The organism is Rhodococcus shunpengi, assembly GCF_048381395.1.
GTDB lineage: Bacteria > Actinomycetota > Actinomycetes > Mycobacteriales > Mycobacteriaceae > Rhodococcus.
Window position 1 is genome coordinate 83,640 of the sequence record NZ_JBLWIU010000039.1, and the last position, 23,779, is coordinate 107,418.

3 protein-coding genes are annotated in these 23,779 nt (G+C 70.0%); all 3 read left to right on the forward strand.

What is annotated here, in order from left to right:
* The first annotated feature begins 74 nt into the window (after positions 1-74).
* Positions 75-2,045 (forward strand): acetoacetate--CoA ligase, encoded by a 1,971-nt coding sequence (locus ACNJ7K_RS27540; protein ID WP_120279972.1) that lies wholly within the window; start codon positions 75-77, stop codon positions 2,043-2,045.
* 65 nt (positions 2,046-2,110) lie between these two features.
* The gene (locus tag ACNJ7K_RS27545; protein ID WP_016696138.1) at positions 2,111-2,464 is read left to right on the forward strand and encodes a hypothetical protein; all 354 of its coding nucleotides are present in this window, start codon (positions 2,111-2,113) and stop codon (positions 2,462-2,464) included.
* 283 nt (positions 2,465-2,747) lie between these two features.
* Positions 2,748-23,696: a non-ribosomal peptide synthase/polyketide synthase gene (locus ACNJ7K_RS27550; protein ID WP_487042644.1), complete on the forward strand. Its 20,949-nt coding sequence runs from the start codon at positions 2,748-2,750 to the stop codon at positions 23,694-23,696.
* Positions 23,697-23,779: the final 83 nt, after the last annotated feature.

Consider the following 23,779-nt stretch of genomic DNA (forward strand, 5'->3'; position numbering starts at 1 on the left):
CACCACCTCCTGTCGGGCCCGAGCGGGGCCTTCGGGCGTGTTCGGATACGGTCCCGGACCGGAGGTGAACTGTGGTGGAACCGCAATGGACGCCGACAGACGTCGATATCGAGCAGGCGAACGTCACCGGGTTCACCCGGTTCGTCGAGGAGAGACACGGACTCGACCTGCCCGACTACCGGGCGTTGTGGCAGTGGTCCGTCGACGAACCCGGTGATTTCTGGCAGGCCGTGTGGGACGCCTTCGACGTCGTCTCCCACACCGATCCCGGCCCGGCTCTGGCCGACGCCGCCATGCCCGGCGCCGTGTGGTTCCCGGGCGCGAGACTGAACTTCGCCGAGTACGTCTTCCGGGAGCGTCCCCCGGACGAGGCCGCCGTCGTCCATCTCGACGAGGAGGGACACCGGCGCGAGATCGGCTGGGCCGAACTCGAACGCCGCACGGCCGCGCTCGCCGCGACCCTCCGAGCGCACGGGGTGGGGGAAGGCGACCGTGTCGTCGGTTACCTACCGAACATCCCCGAAGCGATCGTCGCCCTGCTCGCCACGGCGAGCATCGGGGCCGTCTGGGCGGGTTGCGGACAGGACTACGCCGTGCCCGCGGCGATCGACCGTCTGGGCCGAATCGAACCGCGGGCACTCGTCACGGCGACCGGGTACCGCTACGCAGGACGGCGGCACGACCGCGTCGACGAGGTGAACCGCCTCCGCGCCGCGATGCCCGGCCTCGCCCTGACCGTCGTCGTGTCGGACGGCGGAACGTCCTTCGACACGGCCGGCGAGCCGCCATCGGACACGGCCGGACGGAACGGGACCGTCCTGGACTGGCAGGACGCCGTCTCCGGCGACGCCGACCTCGACCCCCTGCCCGTCGCTTTCGACCACCCGCTGTGGGTGGTCTTCTCCTCGGGCACCACCGGCCCGCCGAAGGGCCTCGTGCACGGCCACGGCGGTGTGCTGCTCGAGCACCTCAAGGCGTTGTCGCTGCACCTCGACCTCCGTCCCGGCGACCGCTTCCTCTGGTACACCAGCCCCAGCTGGATGATGTGGAACTTCCTGCTCTCGGGGCTGCTCGTGGGGTGCACCGTCGTCACCTACGACGGCGCCCCGTCCCATCCCGAGGTCGATCGCCTGTGGCGGATCGCGGCCGACGAGAACGTCACGGTACTCGGGACGAGCCCCGGATACGTGCTGGCTTGCATCAAGGCCGGTGTCGTTCCGCAGGACGACCACGATCTGTCGGCCCTCCGAGGCGTCGGAGTCACCGGGTCGACGCTGCCCGCCTCCTCGTCGTCGTGGCTGGCGCACAACGCGGGGGAGCACGTGCAGGTGATGTCCATCTCCGGCGGGACCGATGTCGTCACGGCCTTCGTCGGGGCCGTCCCCACCGTGCCGGTGTGGCCGGGGGAGATCTCGGTGCCCTGCCTCGGTGTGGCGGTCGACGCCTTCGACGAGGCGGGCCGACCGGTGCGCGGAGAGGTCGGCGAACTCGTCGTGACCGCTCCCATGCCGTCCATGCCGGTGCGGTTCTGGAACGACCCGGACGGTAGTCGTTACCGCGACTCCTATTTCTCCGTCTATCCGGGCGTGTGGCGGCACGGCGACTGGATCACGATCACCGAGCGCGGCACATTCGAGATGCACGGCCGGTCCGACTCCACGCTCAACCGTCACGGCGTGCGGATGGGCAGTGCCGACATCTACCAGGCCGTGGAGACCCTCCCCGAGATCGTCGAGTCGCTCGTGCTCGGCATCGAACGACCCGACGGCACGTACCGCATGCCGCTGTTCGTCGTCCTCGCCGAGGGCGCCACGCTCACCGACGACCTGAAGGAACGGATCCGTGCGGCCGTGCGCGAGCACGCCTCGCCCCGGCACGTGCCCGACGAGATCGTCGCCGCGCCCGGGGTGCCGCACACCCGCACCGGTAAGAAGCTCGAGGTTCCCCTCAAACGGATCCTGCAGGGAGCCGATCCCGCCAGGGCGGTGGACCGCACCGCGATCGACGACCCGGACCTGCTCGATTGGTACCGCAGCCAGGCGTGATCCCGGGCACTCGCTGAGTGTCGCCTTACTGGACAGCCCACGCCCGGAATGGTCGGATTGCGCCCATGGACATCGCCATCAAGATCTTCCTTATCCTGCACTTCATCGGCCTCGCGGGCATCATCGGTTCGTGGCTCGCGGTCATCAAGGAACCGCGCGTCGTCGCCGGCATGCTGCACGGCGCCATCCTGCAGGTCGTGACGGGTCTGGCCCTGGTCGGTCTCCGGGAGGCGCAGGACGTCGTCGAGGTGAACCACATGAAGATCGGCATCAAGCTGCTGGTCGCCCTCGCCGTGCTCGTCGTCGCGTTCATCGGCCTGAAGAAGGAGAAGCAGAATCCCGGCTCGACCGCGACCCTCGCCCATGTCGCCGGTGGTCTGGGCATTCTCAATGTGATCATCGCCGTGGCGTGGACGTGACCGTCGGCACTCGGTGACAGTCGGTCGGCGCCCGGGCGGGCACCCTGTAGATTGGGGCCGATGCGTATGTCATGGGCTCCGGTGATGACCGGCGGGTAACCTGCTTCGGGCGCCTCGGCCGACAGGCTGGGGATCCGTTGCTGCGTCCGGTCCTGCGGAGAGTTCTACCGCCCGACCACGCCGTAACGATCCTCACCTGCTCAGCAGATAAACCGAGAGGGTTGTGCGCTGCGCAAGCTACCGCCGATGGGGGATTGCGCGACGGTGAGAGAAAGGTTGGGGATTGGACTCGCTGGGTAACGGCGGATCGGAAGCGGGGAACTCGCGGGGCGTCGTGCCGCCCGGTGCCTTTCCGCTCTCGCCGGCACAGCTGGGAATGTGGTTCGCCCAGCACGTCGACCCGACGGTGCCCGCCAACATCGCTCAGTACGTCGAACTCGAGGGCGACCTCGACCTCGACCTGCTGCACGCCGCGAGCGTCCGCGCCGCCCGCGAGATGGGATCGGGTTTCCTCCGGTTCATCGAGGTCGACGCCCAGCCCTACCAGCTCGTCGATCCCACCCTCGACGACTCCGTCGGCTACGAGGACCTGCGGGGCGAACCCGACCCCCGTCAGGCCGCCCTCGACTGGATGCGCGACGACCGCAGCCGCCCCGTCGACGTCCTCCGCGACCGGCTGATCTCCGCGACGGTCCTGCGCATCGGTGACCGTCGTTACTTCTGGTACAACCGCGTCCACCATCTCGCGCTCGACGGTTTCGCGGCCGCGACCTTCATGACCCGCATCGCCGAGCTCTACACGGCGTCGGTCGACGGCGTCGAACCGTCCCCGAGCCTCGCGTCCGATCTGCGCAAGGTCTACGACGTCGAGATGGAGTACCGCGGATCGAAGCGGTTCGCCGACGACCGCGAGTACTGGGCGCAGCAGATCGAGGGCATCGAGGAGCCCACGAGCCTCGCCGGCCGCACCGCGGCGCCCGCGCCGGTCAGCCGCATCGACAGCGCGGCGTTGTCGGACGGGACCGAACGCCGTGTCGAGCAGCTGTCCGAGCGGGAGAACACGAGCCTCGCGACCGCCGTCATCGCGGCGTTCGCGGCCTACGTCGCCCAGATGACCGGGCAGACCGACGTCGTCCTGAGCCTGCCCGTCGCGGCTCGCACGACCGCCCTGTTGCGCCGCTCCGGCAGCATGGTCTCGAACGTCGTCCCGCTCCGGCTGAGCGTGACCGACGAGACCACCGTGCACGACCTCATCGCGGCGTCGGGTGCTGCCGTCTCGGGCGCGCTGCGCCACCAGCGCTACCGGCACGAGGACATCGTCCGCGACCGCGCCGCGACCTCCGCGGGTGGAGCACAGTCCACCTTCTTCGGGCCGTGGGTCAACATCATGCTGTTCGACAACGAGGTCCGACTCGGCGACATGGTGGGACGGATCAACATCCTGTCGACCGGTCTGATCGAGGATCTCGGCGTCAATGTCTACACCAGCGGCGACAACACCCACATCGACTTCGAGTCGAACCCGAATCTCTACGGACCCGATCGGGCCGCCTCCGACCACGCGCGGTTCGTCGAGTTCTTCGACCGCTTCGTCGGTTCGGCTTCCGACCGGCCCGTCTGGGACATCCCGCTCGCCGGCGGCACCGAACTCGACCGGGTCGTCCGCGACTGGAACCGCACCGACCATCCCGTGCATCGCCGTGACCTGCTCGCGGAGTTCCACGACCGGGTCGCGACCTCCCCCGAGGCAACCGCGCTGGTCTTCGAAGGCGAATCGCTGACCTACGCCGAATTCGCCGCGCGGGTGAACAGCCTCGCCCGGGCACTGGTCGGTCTCGGTGTCGGTCCCGAGTCCCTCGTCGGCCTGTCGATCCGACGCTCGCTCGAGCTCGTCGTCGGCATGTACGCGATCGTCGAGGCGGGTGGCGCCTGGGTGCCGATCGACCCCGACCACCCGGCCGATCGCACCGCCTACATCCTCGAGACCGCCCGCCCCGCGGCGGTGCTTACCACGGCACGCGACGACGTGACGCTGCCCGAAGGCATCCCCACGATCGACGTCGACACCTTCGACCACTCGCGGTTCGGCACGACGCCGCTCACCGACGCCGAACGACGCGGACCGATCCTGCCGGACACGACCGCCTACGTCATCTTCACCTCCGGTTCGACGGGCCGACCGAAGGGCGTGGCCGTGAGCCACGTGGCGATCGACAACCAGATCCAGTGGATGAACGACCAGTACGGTCTGACCTCCACCGACGTGTACCTGCAGAAGACCGCGACGACCTTCGACGTGTCGCTGTGGGGCTTCTTCATGCCCCTGCGCGTCGGCGCGACCCTCGTGATCGCGACACCCGACGGACACCGCGACCCGGTCTACGTGGCGAACAAGATTGCCGAGCACGGCGTCACGATCACCGACTTCGTGCCGTCGATGCTCACCGTCTTCGTCGCGAACGCGCCTGCGGGAACGTGTGATTCGCTGCGCCACGTCTTCGTCATCGGTGAGGCCCTGCCGTCCGAGACCGCCGCGGACTTCGCGCGGATGTGCCCGGCCGGGCTCCACAACCTGTACGGCCCCACCGAAGCGGCGGTCTCCATCACCTACCACCGGGCCGCTCCCGGCGACGTGCACAGCGTCCCGATCGGCGTCCCGCAGTGGAACAGCCGCGCATACGTCCTCGACCGGCGGCTGCGTCCGGTGCCGGTGGGCCGCCCCGGCGAGCTGTACCTCGCCGGAATCCAGCTCGCGCGCGGGTATCTCGACCGTCCCGACCTGACCTCCGACCGTTTCCTCGCCGATCCCTTCGGGGCGCCCGGCGAGCGGATGTACCGCACCGGCGACCTGGTGCGGTGGGAGACCGCCGCCGACGGCACGGGTCTGCTCGAATACATCGGCCGCACCGACTTCCAGGTCAAGTTCCGCGGCCAGCGCATCGAACTCGGCGAGATCGAAGCGGTGCTCCTCGCGCACCCCGCGGTCTCGCAGGCCGTCGTGCTCGTGGTGGCGACCCCCACCGGCGACCAGCTCGTGGGGTACGTCGTCGCGGCTCCCGGCCGCACCATCGACACCTCCGATCTCGCCGACCACGCCGGCCGGTCGCTGCCGTCGTACATGGTTCCGGCGTCGCTCATGGTGCTCGACGCGCTGCCGCTCAACACGAGCGGCAAGCTCGACCGGAAGGCGTTGCCGGAGCCGGTCTTCAGCAGCACCCGCATCTTCCGTGAGCCGCGCACTCCCGCCGAGCGTGCCGTCGCCGAAGCGTTCGGCGAGGTCCTCGGTGTCGAACGTGTCGGTCTCGACGACGACTTCTTCGAACTCGGCGGCAACTCCCTCGTCGCCACTCAGGTGGTCTCCCGCATCGGAGCTGCGCTCGACACCCAGGTGCCCGTGCGCGTGCTGTTCGAGGCGTCCACCGTCGTGGGTCTCGCGACCCGGCTCGCCAAGCAGATCGGTACCGGCGCGCGGTCCCCGCTCGTCGCTCGTCCGCGACCCGACGTGCTGCCGTTGTCGACTGCGCAGCAACGGATCTGGTTCCTCAACCGCTTCGACGTCAGCACCGCCGCCTACAACCTTCCGTTCACGGTGCGGCTCACCGGCGCCGTCGATGCCGCAGCGGTGTCCGACGCCTTCGCCGACGTGGTGGCGCGGCACGAGAGCCTGCGGACCGTCTACCCCGAGGTGGACGGCGAACCGCAGCAGACGATCCTTCCGGTCGAGCAGGTCGTCGTCCCGCTCGAGCCGATCGACGTCGACGAGCAGGGCCTGCACGCGGCCGTCGTCGACCTCGCGAGCCGCGGTTTCGACGTCGTCCGCGACGTCCCCTTCCGTGTCGCGCTGTACCGGCTCGCCCCCGACGACTACGTCCTGGCGATGGTGCTGCACCACATCGCCGCCGACGGCTCCTCGTTCGGCCCGTTCGCCCGCGACGTCGTCACGGCCTACAGCGCCCGCGCCGAGGGGAACAAGCCGAGCTGGACGCCGCTTCCCGTCCAGTACGCCGACTACGCCGTCTGGCAGCGCGAGGCCCTCGGCGACGAGGCCGACCCGAATTCCGTTGCGGCGCAACAGCTCGACTACTGGGTGAACGAGCTCGACGGTCTGCCCGACCAGCTCGACCTGCCCACCGACCGGACCCGGCCCGCCGTCTCCTCCTACAACGGCGACAAGCACCGCTTCGCGATCGACGCCGAGACCCACCGCGGTCTCGTCGACCTCGCCCGCAAGCAGCACGCGTCGCTGTTCATGGTCGTCCACGCGGCCTACGCGGCGCTGCTGTCCCGCCTCAGCGGTTCCGACGACATCGCCATCGGCACCGCCGTGGCAGGCCGCGGGGAGAAGGATCTCGACGACCTGATCGGCATGTTCGTCAACACCCTCGTCCTGCGCACCCGGGTCGATCCCGGCGTGTCGTTCGAGGACTACCTCGCCGGCGTCCGGGAGACCGACCTGACGGCGTTCTCGAACGCCGACGTCCCCTTCGAGCGTCTCGTCGAGGTGCTCAACCCGCCGCGCTCGACCGCGCGGCACCCGCTGTTCCAGGCCGCGCTGTCCCTCGAACCGGGTACCGCGCGCGACGTCTCGTTCGGGGGAGTCCACGCCGTCGGCGCCGAACTGGACGTGCCGATCTCCAAGTTCGACATCCAGCTGTGGGTGACCGAGAAGACCGGTGACGACGGCGAGCCCGCCGGCCTCGACGCCCTGTTCGAGTACGCCACCGACCTGTTCGACGCCGCGACGGTCGCGGTCTTCGCGGAACGCTTCGCGCGGCTCCTCGCCGGGATCGTCGCCGATGCGTCGACCTGTGTGGGCGACCTGGCGATCCTCTCGCCCGGGGAGGCCGAACGCCTGCTCACGGCGACGGGGCCCGAGCCCGCCGAGGCCCGCACCCTGGTGGAGCTGCTGACCACCGGCGCCGTCGACCATCCCGACCGCGTCGCCGTCCGCGACCGCGACACCGTCCTGACCTACCGCGAACTCGACACGTGGTCGAACCGCATCGCCCGACGGCTCGTCGAGCGCGGTGCCCGGCCCGACGGCATCGTCGCGCTGGCCTTCCCGCGGTCGTGGGAGATGGTGCTCGCCGTGTGGTCGGTCGCCAAGACCGGCGCCGCCTACACGCCCGTCGACCCGGAGTACCCGGCCGAACGCGTCACCCACATGCTCGACGACTCGTCGGCCGTCTTCGGTCTGACGACGGGGGAGTACGCCACCGGTCTGCCCTCGGCCACCGAGTGGATCCGCCTCGACGACCCCGAGTTCGTCGACGCGTGCGCGTCCTACCCGGACGGCCCACTCACCGACGCCGACCGCGCTGCGCCGCTGCGCCTCGACCACACCGCTTACGTCATCTACACCTCCGGTTCGACGGGCAAGCCCAAGGGCGTCGCCGTCACCCACCGCGGCCTCGCCGGTCTCGTCCGCGAGACCGTCGAACTGTACGGCGTGACAGAGGAATCGAAGCTCCTGCACATCTGCTCGCCGAGCTTCGACCCGACGGTCCTCGACTGGACGCTGGCCGGGTCCACCGGCGCCGAACTCGTCGTGACACCGCCGTCCGTCTACGGCGGCGCCGAACTGCGCGCGCTCATCGAACGCACCGGCGTCACCCACACCGTCATCACCCCGGCGGTGCTCGGTTCCGTCGACCCGAGCGGACTCGACGCTCTGCGCGTCGTGAACGTCGGTGGCGACGTGTCCACGGCCGACCTCGTCTCCCGCTGGGCGCCCGGCCGTCGCTTCTACAACGCCTACGGACCGACCGAGACCACGATCGTCTCGACGCGCGCTCTGCTCGAACCGTCCGGGCCGATCACCATCGGACGGCCTGTGGCGGGCGTGCACGCCCTGGTCCTCGACAGCCGGCTCCGCCCGGTCCCCGCCGGTGTCGCGGGTGAGCTCTATCTCGCGGGCGACGTGCTCGCCCGGGGTTACCACCGACGCCCGGCACTCACCGCCGACCGGTTCGTGGCGAACCCGTTCGGCGCGAGCGGAACCCGGATGTACCGCACCGGCGACATCGTGCGCTGGGACGAGCAGGGCCGCATCGAGTTCGCCGGACGCGCCGACTTCCAGGTCAAGGTCCGCGGCTACCGCATCGAACTCGGGGAGATCGACGCCGCGCTGCTGACCCACCCCTCGGTCGCCTTCGCGACCACCGTAGGACACGAGATGCCGTCCGGTCAGACCGCACTCGTCGCATACGTGCACGGGGACGAGCAGATCGATCCTGCCGAACTCGCCGATCACGTCGGCCGCTCGCTGCCGTCGTACATGGTGCCCTCGCAGATCATCGTGCTCGACGAGGTGCCGCTCAACCCGGTCGGCAAGCTCGACCGCCGTGCCCTGCCCGAACCCGATCTCGGCATCAGCTACCGCGAGTTCCGTGCCCCGACCACCCCCATCGAGGAGACGGTCGCGAACGTCTTCGCCGAGGTGCTCGGCGTCCAGGGCGTGGGTCTCGACGACGACTTCTTCGAGCTCGGCGGCAACTCGCTGCTCGCCACGCAGGTCGTCTCCCGGCTCGGTGTCGCCCTCGACGCGCAGGTGCCGGTGCGGGCGTTGTTCGAATCCAGTTCGGTGGCGGCCCTGGCGGTGCGCGTCGAGCAGGAGGCAGGTCGCGGAGCGCGCATCGCTCTGACGAAGATGTCGCGGCCCGAACGTGTTCCGCTGTCGCTTGCGCAGCAGCGCATGTGGTTCCTCAACCGCTTCGATCCGCGGTCGTCCACCTACAACCTCCCGATGGCGCTGCGCCTGACCGGCGAACTGGATGTCGCCGCACTGCAGGTGTCGATCATGGACGTCATCGATCGGCACGAGTCGTTGCGCACCGTCTTCCCCGACTCGCCGAACGGACCGCACCAGGTCGTCCGTGCCGCGGCGGAGGTCGTGCCGGATCTGACCCCGACCCGGATCACCCCCGACGAGCTGCCGGCCTCCGTGCGCCGCCTGGTCTTCACCGGCCTGGACGTGACGTCGGACGTGCCGATCCGCGCCGAACTGTTCGAACTCGGCGACCAGGAACACGTGCTCGCTCTCGTCGTGCACCACATTTCGGCCGACGGCTGGTCCACCGGCCCCATGGCGCGCGACATCATGGTCGCCTACACCGCCCGCACCGAATGGGAGGAGCCCTCGTGGGCACCCCTGCCGGTGCAGTACGCCGACTACACGCTGTGGCAACGGCAGGTGCTCGGGTCCGAGGACGATCCGCAGTCGCTGATCTCCCGCCAGCTCGACTACTGGCGTCGCACCCTCGCCGGTGCGCCCGATCAGCTCGATCTGCCCGCCGACCGTCCGCGGCCGGCAGTGCAGTCGTACTCCGGTGCGACCGTGGACTTCCCGATCGATCCGGAACTGCACCGCGAGCTCGTGGCGCTGGCACGTACCCGCAACGCATCGCTGTTCATGGTGGTGCACGCGGCCCTGAGCGTGCTGCTCGCGCGGATGTCCGGTCAGGACGACATCGCGATCGGCACCCCGGTCGCGGGTCGCGGCGAGCAGGCGCTCGACGACCTGATCGGCATGTTCGTCAACACCCTCGTGCTGCGCACGGATGTCGATTCGGGCAGGCCGTTCACCGCGCATCTCGCACGGGCACGCGATGCGGCGCTCGGCGCCTTCGGCCACGCCGACGTGCCGTTCGAGCGGCTCGTCGAGGTGCTCAACCCGACCCGCTCCACCGCCCGGCACCCGCTGTTCCAGGTGATGCTCTCGTTCGAGAACCTGCGCGCCGCGCACGTCGAACTGCGTGGCCTGACCCTCGACGTGCTCGACATCGACACGGCGGTCGCCAGGTTCGACCTGCAGCTCACCCTCACCGAGGACTTCGCGGAGGACGGCACGCCGAACGGTCTCGGAGCGGCGTTCACCTATGCGACCGACCTGTTCGATCACGCGACGGTGCGCGGATTCGCCGATCGCTTCGTCCGCATCCTCGAGGCCGTGGTGCGCGAACCCGAGGTCGTCGTCGGCGACATCGACCTGCTCGACGCCGACGAGCGACTCGCGGTCCTCGAATCGTGGAACGACACCGCGCACGAGCTGGAACCGGCCACTCTCGTCGACCTGTTCGACGCCCGGGTGGCGACGGATCCCGACGCCGCGGCCGTGGCCTTCGAGGGCGAGCAGCTGACCTACGCGGACTTCGACGCGCGAGTGAACCGCCTTGCCCGCCATCTGATCTCGCAGGGTGTCGGACCGGAGTCGACCGTCGGACTCGCGGTGCGGCGATCCCTCGACCTCCTCGTCGGCATGTACGCGATCGTCAAGGCCGGCGGCGCCTACCTGCCGCTCGACCCCGATCAGCCCGCCGACCGCAACGCGTACATCCTCGACACGGCGGCGCCGGTCGCGGTGCTGACCACCACCCGCGACGCCTTCGGGTCGACCGCGGCCGCGCACACGATCGAGATCGACACGCTCGATGTGTCCGACCTGCCGTCCGGCCCGATCACCGATGCCGATCGCATCGCCACGCTCACGCCGGCGAACACCGCCTACGTCATCTTCACGTCCGGTTCGACGGGACGGCCCAAGGGTGTCGCGGTGCCGCACGGCGCAATCGTCAACCGCCTGCTGTGGATGCAGGACGAGTACGGCCTCGGTCGCGACGACGTGGTCCTGCAGAAGACGCCGTTCACCTTCGACGTGTCGGTGTGGGAGTTCTTCTGGCCCCTGCAGATCGGTGCGCGACTCGAGATCGCACTTCCCGACGGTCATCGGGACCCGGCCTATCTCGCCCGGGTCATGGCCGACCGCGGCGTCACGGTCGCGCACTTCGTGCCGTCCATGCTCGCGGTCTTCGTCGCCGAGAACGCCGCGGCCTCGGCCTCGTCGTTGCGGATGGTCTTCGCCTCGGGCGAGGCACTGCCCGCCTCGGTCGCCGCACGCCTGCGGTCGATCCTGCCGGGCGCTCGCCTGCACAACCTGTACGGCCCCACCGAGGCGGCCGTCGACGTGACCTACCACGAGGTCACCGCGGCCGACGCGGTGTCGGTGCCGATCGGCGTCCCGGTCTGGAACACCGGCGTCCACGTCCTCGACGGCCGACTGCATCCGGTGCCGGTCGGTGTCGCGGGTGAGCTCTACCTGTCGGGTGTCCAGCTGGCGCGCGGTTACGTGGCGCGGCCGGATCTGACGGCGGAACGCTTCGTCGCCTCGCCGTACGGGGCGGGGGAGAGGCTCTACCGCACGGGCGATCTCGTGCGGTGGGTCGCCCGGGAGACCTCCGACGCACGCACGGCGCGTGCCGAACTCGAATACATCGGCCGCACCGACTTCCAGGTCAAGCTGCGCGGTCTGCGCATCGAACTCGGCGAGATCGAGACGGCTCTGCTCGCGCTCGACGACGTCGATCAGGCCGTCGTGCTCGTGCGCTCGGACGCCCACTCCGGTGAGCACCTCGTCGCCTATCTCGTCGCCGCCGACGGCCGGTCGCTCGACACCACCTCGGTCTCGCGTCGTCTCGCCGGCTCGCTGCCGGCCTACATGGTGCCGTCGGTCTACGTCGTGCTCGACGAGTTCCCGCTCGGATCGTCGGGCAAGCTCGACCGCAAGGCCCTGCCGGCCCCGATCTTCGAGGTCAAGGAGTTCCGCGCCCCGACGACCCCGGTCGAACAGATCGTCGCGTCGGTCTTCGCCGACGTCCTCGGACTCGACCGCGTCGGTCTCGACGACGACTTCTTCGCGCTCGGCGGCAACTCGCTGATCGCAACACAGGCCGTCTCCCGCATCGGCGAATCCCTCGGTGGCCGAGTGGCATTGCGCGCGATCTTCGAGGCGTCCACCGTCGAGGCTCTCGCCGCCGCCGTCGAGGCCGACTCGTCGGGTGCGGCCCGCACACCGCTCGTCGCCGGACGCCGCCCCGAACGGGTTCCGCTGTCGCTCGCGCAGCAACGCATGTGGTTCCTCAACCGCTTCGACCCGGAGTCCGCGGTCAACAACATCCCGGTGGCCGTGCACCTGTCCGGTGCGCTCGACGTCGCTGCGCTCGGGACCGCGCTGCGCGACGTCGTCGCACGGCACGAATCGCTCCGCACCGTCTATCCCGACGTCGACGGCTACGGCTACCAGAAGGTGTTGCCGGTCTCGGAGGTGCCGGTCGAGTTGACCGTCACCCGCATCGACGCAGACCGCCTGCCTGCCGAACTGCGGGCACTCGCGGCGACCACCTTCGACGTCGTGCGCGACGTGCCGATGGTGGTGCGGTTGTTCGAGACCGGACCCGACTCGCACGTGCTCGTCGCGGTCCTGCACCACATCGCCGCCGACGGTTTCTCGATGGTGCCGCTGACCCGCGACATCATGATCGCCTACGCGGCCCGGGCGCAGGGCGAGGCTCCGGCCTGGACCCCGCTCGAGATCCAGTACGCCGACTTCACCCTCTGGCAGCGCGAAGTGCTCGGCGCGGAAGACGATCCGGAGTCGGTGCTGGCCCGCCAGATCGGCTACTGGACCGACACCCTCGCCGACCTGCCGGAGAGCCTCGGCCTGCCCACGGACCGGCCGCGTCCGGCGGTCGCGTCGTACCGCGGTGCCGTCACCCGGCTGACGATCGATCCCGACCTGCGCGCCGCGGTGGAACGTCTCGCGCAGCAGCGGCGCACGACCGAATTCATGGTCGTGCACGCGGTGCTCGCGACGCTGCTCGCGCGTCTGAGCTCATCCGACGACATCGCGATCGGCACGCCGATCGCCGGTCGCGGCGAACGCTCCCTCGACGACCTGATCGGCATGTTCGTCAACACCCTCGTCCTGCGGACCCGGGTGGACGTCACCGCCACCTTCGACGAGTTGCTGGCCCACGTCCGCGAGGTCGACCTCGGCGCGTTCGCCCACGCCGAGATCCCGTTCGAGCGTCTCGTCGACGTCCTCGCCCCGGTCCGCACCCAGGCGCACAACCCCCTGTTCCAGGTGATGCTGGCCTTCCAGAATCTCGGACAGGTGTCGCTGCAGCTGCCGGAACTGTCGGTGACGAACGTGCCCCTCGACAACGGACTGTCCAAGTTCGACCTCGTCATGACGGTCCTCGACGCCGACACCGAGGGCGCATCGTCCGACGGGTGGGTCGTCGAACTCTCCTACGCGACCGACCTGTTCGACGCCGAGACGATCGACGTCCTCGGTGAGCGGTTCGTCCGTCTGCTCGCCGCCGCGACGGAGACTCCCGGCACCGGGATCGACGAACTGCCGCTGCTCACCGCCGGCGAACGCGACGCCGTCGACGCCGCCGCGCACGGTGCTCGCACCGATCTCGGCACGACCGCGACCCTGCCCGCGCTGCTCGATGCGCAGGTCGAGCGCACGCCCGATGTCCTCGCCGTCGTGCCCGGCACCGACGCGGTCGGGACGCCGCTGACCTACCGCGAGTTCGGGGAGCGGGTCAACGCGTTCGCACGCCATCTCGTCGAGTCGGGCGTCGGCCCGGAGACCCGGGTGGGTGTGGCGATCGGCCGGTCCGTCGACATGCTCGTCGCCGTCCACGCGGTGATCGCCGCCGGCGGCGCCTACGTGCCGCTCGACCTCGAACAGCCCGCCGACCGCATCGCGTACGTCCTCGAATCTTCCGCTCCCTCACTGGTTCTCGTCGCATCCTGGGACGAGCTCCGGGACCGGACCGGTTTCGGGGACATCCCGATCGTCGAGATCGACGCCGTCGACCTCTCCGGCCGCGACGGCTCGCCCGTCCGCGACGACGAGCGGATCCGTCCGTTGCGGGCCGAGCACCTCGCCTACGTCCTGTACACCTCGGGTTCCACCGGCCGCCCCAAGGGCGTCGCCGTGCCGCACGGCGCGGTGGTCAACCAGTTGTCGTGGATGCAGGACGAATTCGCCCTCTCCGCCGACGATCGTGTGCTCCTCAAGACGCCGGTCACCTTCGACGCATCGGTCTGGGAGCTCTTCCTGCCGCTGCACGCCGGCGCACGCACGGTCGTCGCGTCGCCGGGCCTGCACCGCGAACCCGCCGGAATGGCCGCCGAGATCGCCCGGGCCGGCATCACCGTCGTCCAGTTCGTGCCGACCGTCTTCGACGCGGTGCTCGAGCACCTGGGGGAGGAGGCCGCGGCCTCGCTCACCCACGTCTTCTGCGGTGGCGAGAGTCTCTCCGGCGAGAGCACCGCCCGCTTCCGCAAGCTCGGCGCAGCACCGGTGCACAACCTCTACGGTCCCACCGAGACCACCATCCAGACGATGCACCGCACCGCCGAACCCGACGACCACCCCGCGGTGCCGATCGGCTCGCCGGTGTGGAACACCGCCGCCCGCGTCCTCGACGCGCGGCTGCGGCCCGTCCCGGTGGGCGTCGCCGGAGAGCTGTACCTGTCCGGTGCGCAGCTCGCCCGCGCCTACCACGGTCGGCCGGACCTGACCGCGGAACGCTTCGTCGCCGACCCGTTCTCCACCTCCGGTGGTCGGCTGTACCGCACCGGCGACCTGGTGCGGTGGGTGCGCACCGCCGGCGGCGACCGCCTCGAACTCGACTACATCGGCCGCACCGATCAGCAGGTCAAGCTTCGCGGTCTGAGGATCGAACTCGGCGAGATCGACACCGCACTCACCTCGCAGCCCGCGATCGGTCGTGCCGTGACGGTGGTGCGCGAGGATCCCCGATCCGGACCGCAGCTCGTCTCGTACGTCGTGCCGATCGCCGGCGCCGACATCGACCCGGCGGACGTGAAGACCGCGCTGCTCTCGCGACTGCCGTCGTACATGGTGCCCGCGGCGATCGTCGTGCTCGACTCGCTGCCGCTCAACACGAGCGGCAAGGTCGACCGTCGCGCGCTGCCCGCACCGACCTTCGAGGTGCAGGAGTTCATGCCGCCGCGCACGCCGGTCGAGGAGATCGTCGCGGGTGTCTTCGCGCAGGTGCTCGGTGTCCCGCGCGTCGGCCGTACCGACGACTTCTTCGCGCTCGGTGGGAACTCGCTCGTGGCGACGCAGGTGGTCGCCCGTCTCGGCGACGCCCTCGATACGACCGTCCCCGTCCGTGCCCTGTTCGACGCCCCCACCGTCGAGGCCCTCGCGGTCCGCGTCGAACAGTTCGGGGGAGCCGGGTCGCGGCCCGCCCTCGAACGGCGCGAGCGTCCGGAGCGGATCCCGCTGTCGCCCGCGCAGCAGCGCATGTGGTTCCTCAACCGCTTCGATCCGGCCTCCGCGGCGAACAACATCCCCGTCGGTGTTCGCCTCACCGGGGACCTCGACGTCGACGCGCTGCGCACCGCGCTCGGCGACGTCGTCGAGCGGCACGAGTCGCTGCGGACGGTCTACCCGGACATCGACGGCGTCGGCCACCAGTCGGTGCAGCCGCCCTACACGGTGGAGCTGCCCGTCGAGCGGGTCGCCGAGAGCAGCCTGTTCGAGCGGGCGGAGCAGCTCACCTCGGCCGGCTTCGACGTCACGAGCGAGGTGCCGCTGCGGGTCGTGCTGTTCTCGCTCGGCGGGCGTGAGCACGTGCTGTTCCTCGTGGTCCACCACATCGCGTCCGACGGCTTCTCGCTGCGGCCGCTCGCGCGCGACATCATGGTCGCCTACGCGAACCGTTCGCGCGGGGAGGCCCCGAACTGGGCGCCGCTCGAGGTGCAGTACGCCGATTACGCGTTGTGGCAGCGCGACGTCCTCGGCTCCGAGGACGATCCGCGTTCGGTGCTCTCGCGCCAGGTGGAGTACTGGACCGCGCAGCTGGCGGACCTTCCCGACCAGCTCGACCTGCCGTCGGATCGTGCTCGCCCCGAGGTCGCGTCGAACACCGGACGCACCAGCCGGTTCCGTATCGAACCCGAGCTGCACTCGGCGCTGGAAAACCTTGCCCGGGAGCGGAACACGTCCCTGTTCATGGTCGTGCACGCGGCGCTGGCGGTGCTGCTGGCGCGACTGTCCGACAGCGAGGACATCGCGATCGGCACCCCGATCGCGGGTCGCGGCGCGGCCGCCCTCGACGACCTCGTCGGCATGTTCGTCAACACGCTCGTGCTGCGTGTCGGTGTGCGCAACGACATCCGGTTCCAGGACCTCCTCGCCGAGGTGCGCGACACCGACCTCGACGCCTTCGCGAACGCCGACGTCCCGTTCGAGCGGCTCGTGGAGATCCTCGACCCGCAGCGTTCGCAGGCGCGTCACCCGCTGTTCCAGGTGGCCCTGACCTTCCAGAACACCGGCCGGGTCGAGTTCGACCTCGACGGCGTCACCGCCGCGGCGGTCGACTACGAGGCGCCCACCGCCAAGTTCGACCTGCAGTTCACCTTCGCCGAGACCGTCGGCGAGGACGGTTCGGCGGCCGGTATGGACTTCGCCGTCACCTACGCGACCGACCTGTTCGACGACCTGCGGGTCGCGGCGTTCGCGGAGCAGCTGCTGCGCATCCTGCGCGGGGTGGCCGAGGATCCGGCGGCGGTGGTCGGCGACATCGAGATCGTCGACGACTTCGAACGCGAACTGGTCGTCTCGCGTTGGAACTCGCTGGGCGACGACGTCGCACCGGCCGGCACGACACTCGTCGACATGTTCGAGGCGCGCGTCGTCGAACGTGGCGATGCGGTGGCGGTGCGGTTCGGTGACGAGCAGTTGTCCTACCGCGAACTCGGTGCGCGGGTGCACCGCCTGGCACGTCATCTCATCGATGTCGGTGCCGGACCGGAGGATCTGGTCGCGGTCGCGATGCCGCGCTCGCTCGATCTGATCGTGGCGCTGCTCGCGGTGCTCGAGGCCGGTGCCGGTTATCTGCCGATCGACCCGAACTCGCCGGCCGACCGGATCGAGTTCCTGGTCTCGGACGCGACGCCGGTCGCGGTCGTGACCACTTCGGGCGTCGAGGTGGCGTTCCCGGCCTCGGTGCCGGTCGTCGAGATCGACCGTCTGGATCTGTCGGAGGTCGACGACGCACCGATCCTCGACGCGGAGCGTCGTGCCCCGCTGACGTCGACGAATCTGGCGTACGTGATCTACACGTCGGGGTCGACCGGGCGTCCGAAGGGTGTGCTGATCCCGCATCGCAATGTGGTGCGGCTGATGGTCAACACCGAATCGGTGTACGGCTTCGACTCGTCGGATGTGTGGACGATGTTCCACAGCTATGCCTTCGACTTCTCGGTGTGGGAGCTGTGGGGTCCGCTGCTCTACGGCGGAACCCTCGTGGTCGTCGACTACTTCACGTCGCGTTCGCCGGAAGCCTTCCGCGAGTTGCTGATCCGCGAGCGGGTCACCGTGCTCAACCAGACCCCGTCGGCGTTCTACCAGCTGGTCGAGGCCGATCGGGTCGCGGCCGACGAGGCACAGTTGTCGCTGCGGTACGTGATCTTCGGTGGTGAGGCACTCGAGCCACGGCGTCTGGCCGGCTGGTTCGAGCGTCACGGGGATGCGGGGCGAGCGCAGCGACGGGGGATCGGCACAGCTCCTCGCCTGGTGAACATGTACGGCATCACGGAGACGACCGTGCACGTGTCGTACCGGGAGATCGGTGCGGAGCTGGCGCAGGGCGCGTCCGCGAGTGTGGTCGGTGTGCCGATCGCGGGTCTGCGGGTGTACGTGCTCGACCGGCGGCTCAAGCCGGTGCCGGTGGGTGTGGCCGGCGAGATGTACGTCGGCGGAGGCCAGTTGGCGCGGGGTTACCTGCGCCGTCCGGAGTTGTCGGCGGCACGTTTCGTCGCCGATCCGTTCTCGTCCGATGGTGCGTTGCTCTACCGGACGGGTGACGTCGCACGCTGGGTCGTCTCGGGCGATCTCGAATATCTCGGGCGTGCCGACGACCAGGTGAAGATCCGTGGTTTCCGCATCGAGCTCGGTGAGGTCGAGGCTGCGGTGCTCGCGCAGGACGAGGTCGCGCACGCGGCGGTGATCGTGCGCGAGGACACTCCGGGGGCGGCGCGGATCGTCGCCTATGTGGTTGCGCATGAAGGTATGTCGATCGACACCGAGGCGCTGCGCAGCGGTGTCGCGGTGGTTCTGCCGGAGTACATGGTGCCTTCGGCGTTCGTGGTGATCGACGCGATCCCGCTGACGGTCAACGGCAAGCTCGATCGACGGGCGCTGCCCGAGCCGGTGTTCGAGACGCGTGGTTTCCGCGCGCCGAGCACCCCGATCGAGGAAATCGTGGCGGGTGTGTTCGCCGATGTGCTCGGTGTCGACCGGATCGGTGCCGATGACGATTTCTTCGCGCTCGGTGGCAACTCGCTGATCGCGACGCAGGTGGTTTCCCGGCTCGGTGCCGCGCTCGACGCGCAGGTGCCGGTGCGGACGTTGTTCGAGGCGTCCACCGTCGCGGAACTCGCGACACGGGTCGAGCAGGAATCCGGTCGCGGCGCTCGGGTGCCGCTCACGGCCCGCACCCGGCCGGAGTCGATCCCGCTGTCTCCCGCCCAGCAGCGGATGTGGTTCCTCAACCGGTTCGATCCCGACTCGACGGCCTACAACATCCCGTTCGCGTTGCGGATGACGGGCGCACTGGACGTCGACGCCTTGCGTGCCGCGGTCGCAGACCTCGTCGCACGGCACGAGTCCCTGCGCACCGTCTACCCCGAGACCGAATCCGGTCCGGTGCAGCGCATCCTGCCTGCCTCTCAGGTTCGGCCCGAGCTCGAACCGGTGGACGTCACCGCCGCCGATCTCGAACCGCGGATGCGGGAGATCGCCGCGGCCGGCTTCGACGTCACCGTCGACGTGCCGGTGCGGATGCATCTGCTTCGCGTCGCCGACGACGATCACGTCCTCGTCACCGTGGTCCACCACATCAGCGCCGACGGCTCGTCGATGGTGCCGCTGGTCCGCGATGTGATGACGGCCTACGCCGCCCGGTCCGCGGACAGCGATCCGGCGTGGGCGCCGCTCGAGGTGCAGTACGCCGACTTCGCGCTGTGGCAGCGGGAGGTCCTCGGCTCCGAGGGCGATCCGGAGTCCACCGCCGCCGAGCAGCTCGGCTACTGGCGCACCGCGCTCGCCGACCTGCCCGACCAGCTCGACCTGCCGCTCGACCGTCCGCGGCCCGCGCAGCAGAGTTTCCGCGGCGACCGCGTGGAGTTCACCATCGGCGCCGATCTGCACCGGGAGCTGCGCGACCTGGCGCGCAACCGGAACGCGACCGTGTTCATGGCCGTGCACGCGGCCTTCGCGGCGTTGCTCGCGCGCCTGTCCGGCTCGACGGACATCGCGGTGGGCACCCCCATCGCAGGTCGCACCGAGCAGGCCACCGAGGACATCATCGGCATGTTCGTCAACACGCTGGTGCTCCGGCTGGAGGTCGACGGTGGTGCGTCCTTCGACGAACTGCTGTCCGCGGCACGGGAAACCGATCTGCAGGCCTTCGCGCACGCGGACGTGCCGTTCGAACGTCTCGTCGAGGTCCTGAACCCCGCCCGCTCGACGGCCCGGCACCCGCTGTTCCAGGTCGGCTTCTCGTTCCAGAACCAGAGCCGCTCCGAACTCGCCCTGCCCGGTCTCGACATCGAACCGATCGATCTCGAGGGCGGCACCGCCCAGTTCGACATGCACCTGATCGTCGCCGACAGCTACGGCGACGACGGCGCGCCGCAGGGCATCGACGCGATCCTCACCTACGCGACGGATCTGTTCGACCGCGAGACCGCGGAAGCCGTCGCGGCCCGGTTCGAGCAGCTGCTCGAAGCGCTCGTCGAGTCGCCGGCACTGCCCGTCGGCGATCACGCGTTGCTCCTGCCGCAGGAGCGCGACGCGGTGCTCGGCGCATGGAACGACACCGCTCACGGAATCGACACCGGGGCGACCCTCGTCGGTCTGTTCGACGAGCAGGTCTCCGCACACCGCGACGACGTCGCGCTCGTGTACGAGGGCCGGCAGTGGACCTACGGCGAGTTCGATTCGTCTGTCAACCGTCTCGCCCGGCACCTGCTGGGTCTCGGTGTGGGACCGGAGGATCGGGTCGCGCTGGCGATCCGTCGTTCGCCCGAGCTGCTCGTGGGCATGTACGCGATCGCGAAGACCGGCGCGGCCTACGTGCCGGTCGACCCGGACCAGCCCGCCGAGCGCAACACCTACATCCTCGACACGGCCGCTCCCGTCGCGATCGTCACGACGAGTGGCGATCGGGTCGAGCACGGCACCGCGCCGGTCGTCGAACTCGACCGTCTCGACCTCGCCGGGCTTCCGGACGACCCGATCACCGACGGCGACCGGCCCGCTCCGCTGCGGCCGGGCAACACGGCGTACGTGATCTTCACGTCGGGTTCGACCGGACGCCCCAAGGGTGTCGCGGTCTCCCACGCCGCGATCGTCAACCAGTTGCTGTGGAAGCGTGAGCATTTCGGCATCGGGTCCGACGACGCGGTGCTGCTCAAGACCGTCGCGACGTTCGACCTGTCGGTGTGGGAGTTCTGGTCGGCGCTCACTTCCGGTGCCCGCCTGGTGATCGCCACCGCCGACGGACACCGCGATCCCGACTACCTGCTCACGCTGCTGCGCGACGAGCAGGTGACCACGCTGCACACCGTTCCGTCCATGCTGTCGATGCTGATGACGGTCGCGGCCGGTCCGGTGGCGCCGTCGCTGCGGCGGATACTCGCGATCGGTGAGGCGCTGCCCGCGGCGGTGGCCCAGCAGTTCCGCGCGGACAACACTGCGACGCTGTACAACCTCTACGGGCCGACAGAGGCTGCGGTCTCGGTGACCGTCCACGAGGTCGACGACGCCGACCGCACCGTCGTCCCGATCGGTGTGCCCGAGTGGAACACGGCCGTCTACGTCCTCGACGACCGGTTGCGGCCGGTGGCTCCGGGCGTCGCCGGCGAGCTGTACCTCGCGGGTGCCCAGCTCGCGCGGGGCTACCACGACCGTCCCGATCTCACCGCGGACCGGTTCGTCGCCGACCCGTACGGGCGCGGACGCATGTACCGCACGGGCGACATCGTCCGGTGGAACCGTGCCGGTCGCCTCGAATACCTCGACCGGGCCGACTTCCAGGTCAAGGTGCGCGGTTACCGCATCGAACTCGGCGAGGTCGAGACCGTCCTGCGCGAGCTGCCCGACGTGAAGGACGTCGCCGTCCTGGTGCGCAACACCGCCCACCTCGGCGACCGTCTCGTCGCGTACGTCGTTCCGACCACCGACGCGTTCGACGCCGGTGCGACACGGGCGTTCGACGCCGGTGCGACACGGGCGTTCGACGCCGGTGCGACACGGACGGCGCTCGCGGAGCGACTGCCGTCGTACATGGTGCCGTCGGCTTTCGTCGAACTCGACGCGCTGCCGCTGAACACCAACGGCAAGCTCGACCGGCGGGCCCTGCCCGACCCCGAACTCGACGCGGGGCAGTTCCGCGCCCCGACCGATCCCGTCGAGGAGATCGTGGCGGCGACCGTCGCCGAACTGCTCGGTGTCGAGCGGGCCGGTCTCGACGACGACTTCTTCGAACTCGGTGGCAACTCGCTGCTCGCGACGCAGCTCGCCGCCCGGCTCGGTGCCGCACTCGACACCCGCGTGCCGGTCCGGACCGTCTTCGAGTCGTCCACGGTGGTCGCGCTCGCCGCCCGCATTCGGCCGTCGGTGGGCGAGGGCGCCCGTCCGGCGCTCACGACCGTCCCGCGCCCCGAGCAGGTGCCGCTCTCGCTCGCACAGCAGCGCATGTGGACCCTGAACCGGGTCGATCCCGAATCGGGTGTCTACAACATCCCCGTCGCCGTGCGCCTGACCGGTGCGCTCGACGTGGACGCCCTGCGCGCAGCGGTCGCCGACCTGTTCGCCCGGCACGAGGTGCTGCGCACCGTCTACCCGGACAGCGGGGACGGTCCGGTGCAGGTCGTGTTGCCGGTCGCGCAGGCCGTGCCCGAGCTCGCCCCGGTGGACGTGACCACCGACGAGCTCGTCGACCGCCTCACCGAGGTCCTCGGCAGCGGATTCGACGTGACGGCATCGGTCCCGCCGGTGCGGGTCGCGCTGCTGCGTCTCGCCGCGGACGAGCACGTCCTCGCGGTCGTGGCGCACCACATCAGCGCCGACGGGTACTCGATGCGTCCGCTCGTGCGCGACGTGATGACCGCCTATCTCGCGCACGCCGCGGGGGAGACCCCGGGCTGGGAACCGCTCGAGGTCCAGTACGCCGACTACACGCTGTGGCAGCAGAGCATCCTCGGCTCCGAGGACGATCCCGAGAGCGAGCTGTCGCGTCAGCTCGACTACTGGGCCGACGAACTCTCCGGTGTCCCGGAGGTTCTCGCCCTGCCCACGGATCGTCCGCGTCCCGCCCGCCAGTCCACCGTCGGTGAGTCGTTCACCTTCACGATCGGTGAGGAACTCGCGCAGCGCATCGAGAAGACCGCCCGCGAGCACAACGCGACGGTCTTCATGACGATGCACGCCGCCTTCGCGGTGTTGCTCGCCCGACTGTCGGGCAGCGAGGACATCGCGGTGGGTACACCGACCGCCGGTCGTGGTGAGGAAGCACTCGACGACCTCGTCGGCATGTTCGTCAACACCCTCGTGCTCCGCACCCGGGTGGCCGGTTCGGCGACCTTCGCGGAGCTGCTCGCACAGGCCAAGGAGAAGGACCTCGCGGCGTTCGGCAACGCCGACGTGCCGTTCGAGCGGGTCGTCGAACGTCTCGGTGTGCGACGCAACAGCGCGTACACCCCGCTGTTCCAGGCGATGCTCACCTTCCAGAACATCGACACGGGCACCTTCGCCCTGCCGGGGCTCGAGGTGGCCGCGCTCGAGACGGGCGCCGACCAGGCGAAGTTCGACCTGCAGTGCACGGTGGTCGAACGGTTCTCCGAGTCGGGAGCGCTGACCGCGCTCGATGTGACCTTCACCTACGCCACGGCACTGTTCGACGCCGCGACGGTCGAGGCCTTCGGCGATCGCTTCGTCCGGATCCTCGAGGCCGTCAGCGCCGACCCGCAGGTCGTCCTCCGTTCGATCGACATCCGCACGGATGCCGAGCGGGCGCGGGCGGCCCGGCCGAAGAAGGCACGCACCGTCGCCGATCTTCCGGCACTCGTGGCGGCAGCGGCCGCGGTGGCCCCGGACACCGTCGCCTTCTGGCACGGTGAGCGCGAGGTCACACTCGGCGAGTTCGCCCAGCGTCTGGACACCATGGCCACCACGACCGGCGGTGCGCTCACCGCGGAAGCGCTCGTCTCGGTGGTTTTGAACGGCCTCGTACCGGGGATGCTGCCCCAACTCGGCGCCGACGGTCTCGCACAGTTGGTGCGCGATGTGATCGCCGTCGCGGAAGGCGTCGATGCCGATGCGGTGGGAGACGCGGATTAGTCCTGTGTCGGTCACTTCGGGATAATGGAAGATCGGCTGTCGTTCGACTGCCCGGCCAGTACGGTGCCGGGTGGCAGCGGGGG

What these genes read in the sequence shown, in the direction of transcription:
- ACNJ7K_RS27545 (WP_016696138.1), top strand. Translation starts at nt 2,111, where the DNA reads ATGGACATCGCCATCAAGATCTTCCTTATCCTGCACTTCATCGGCCTC.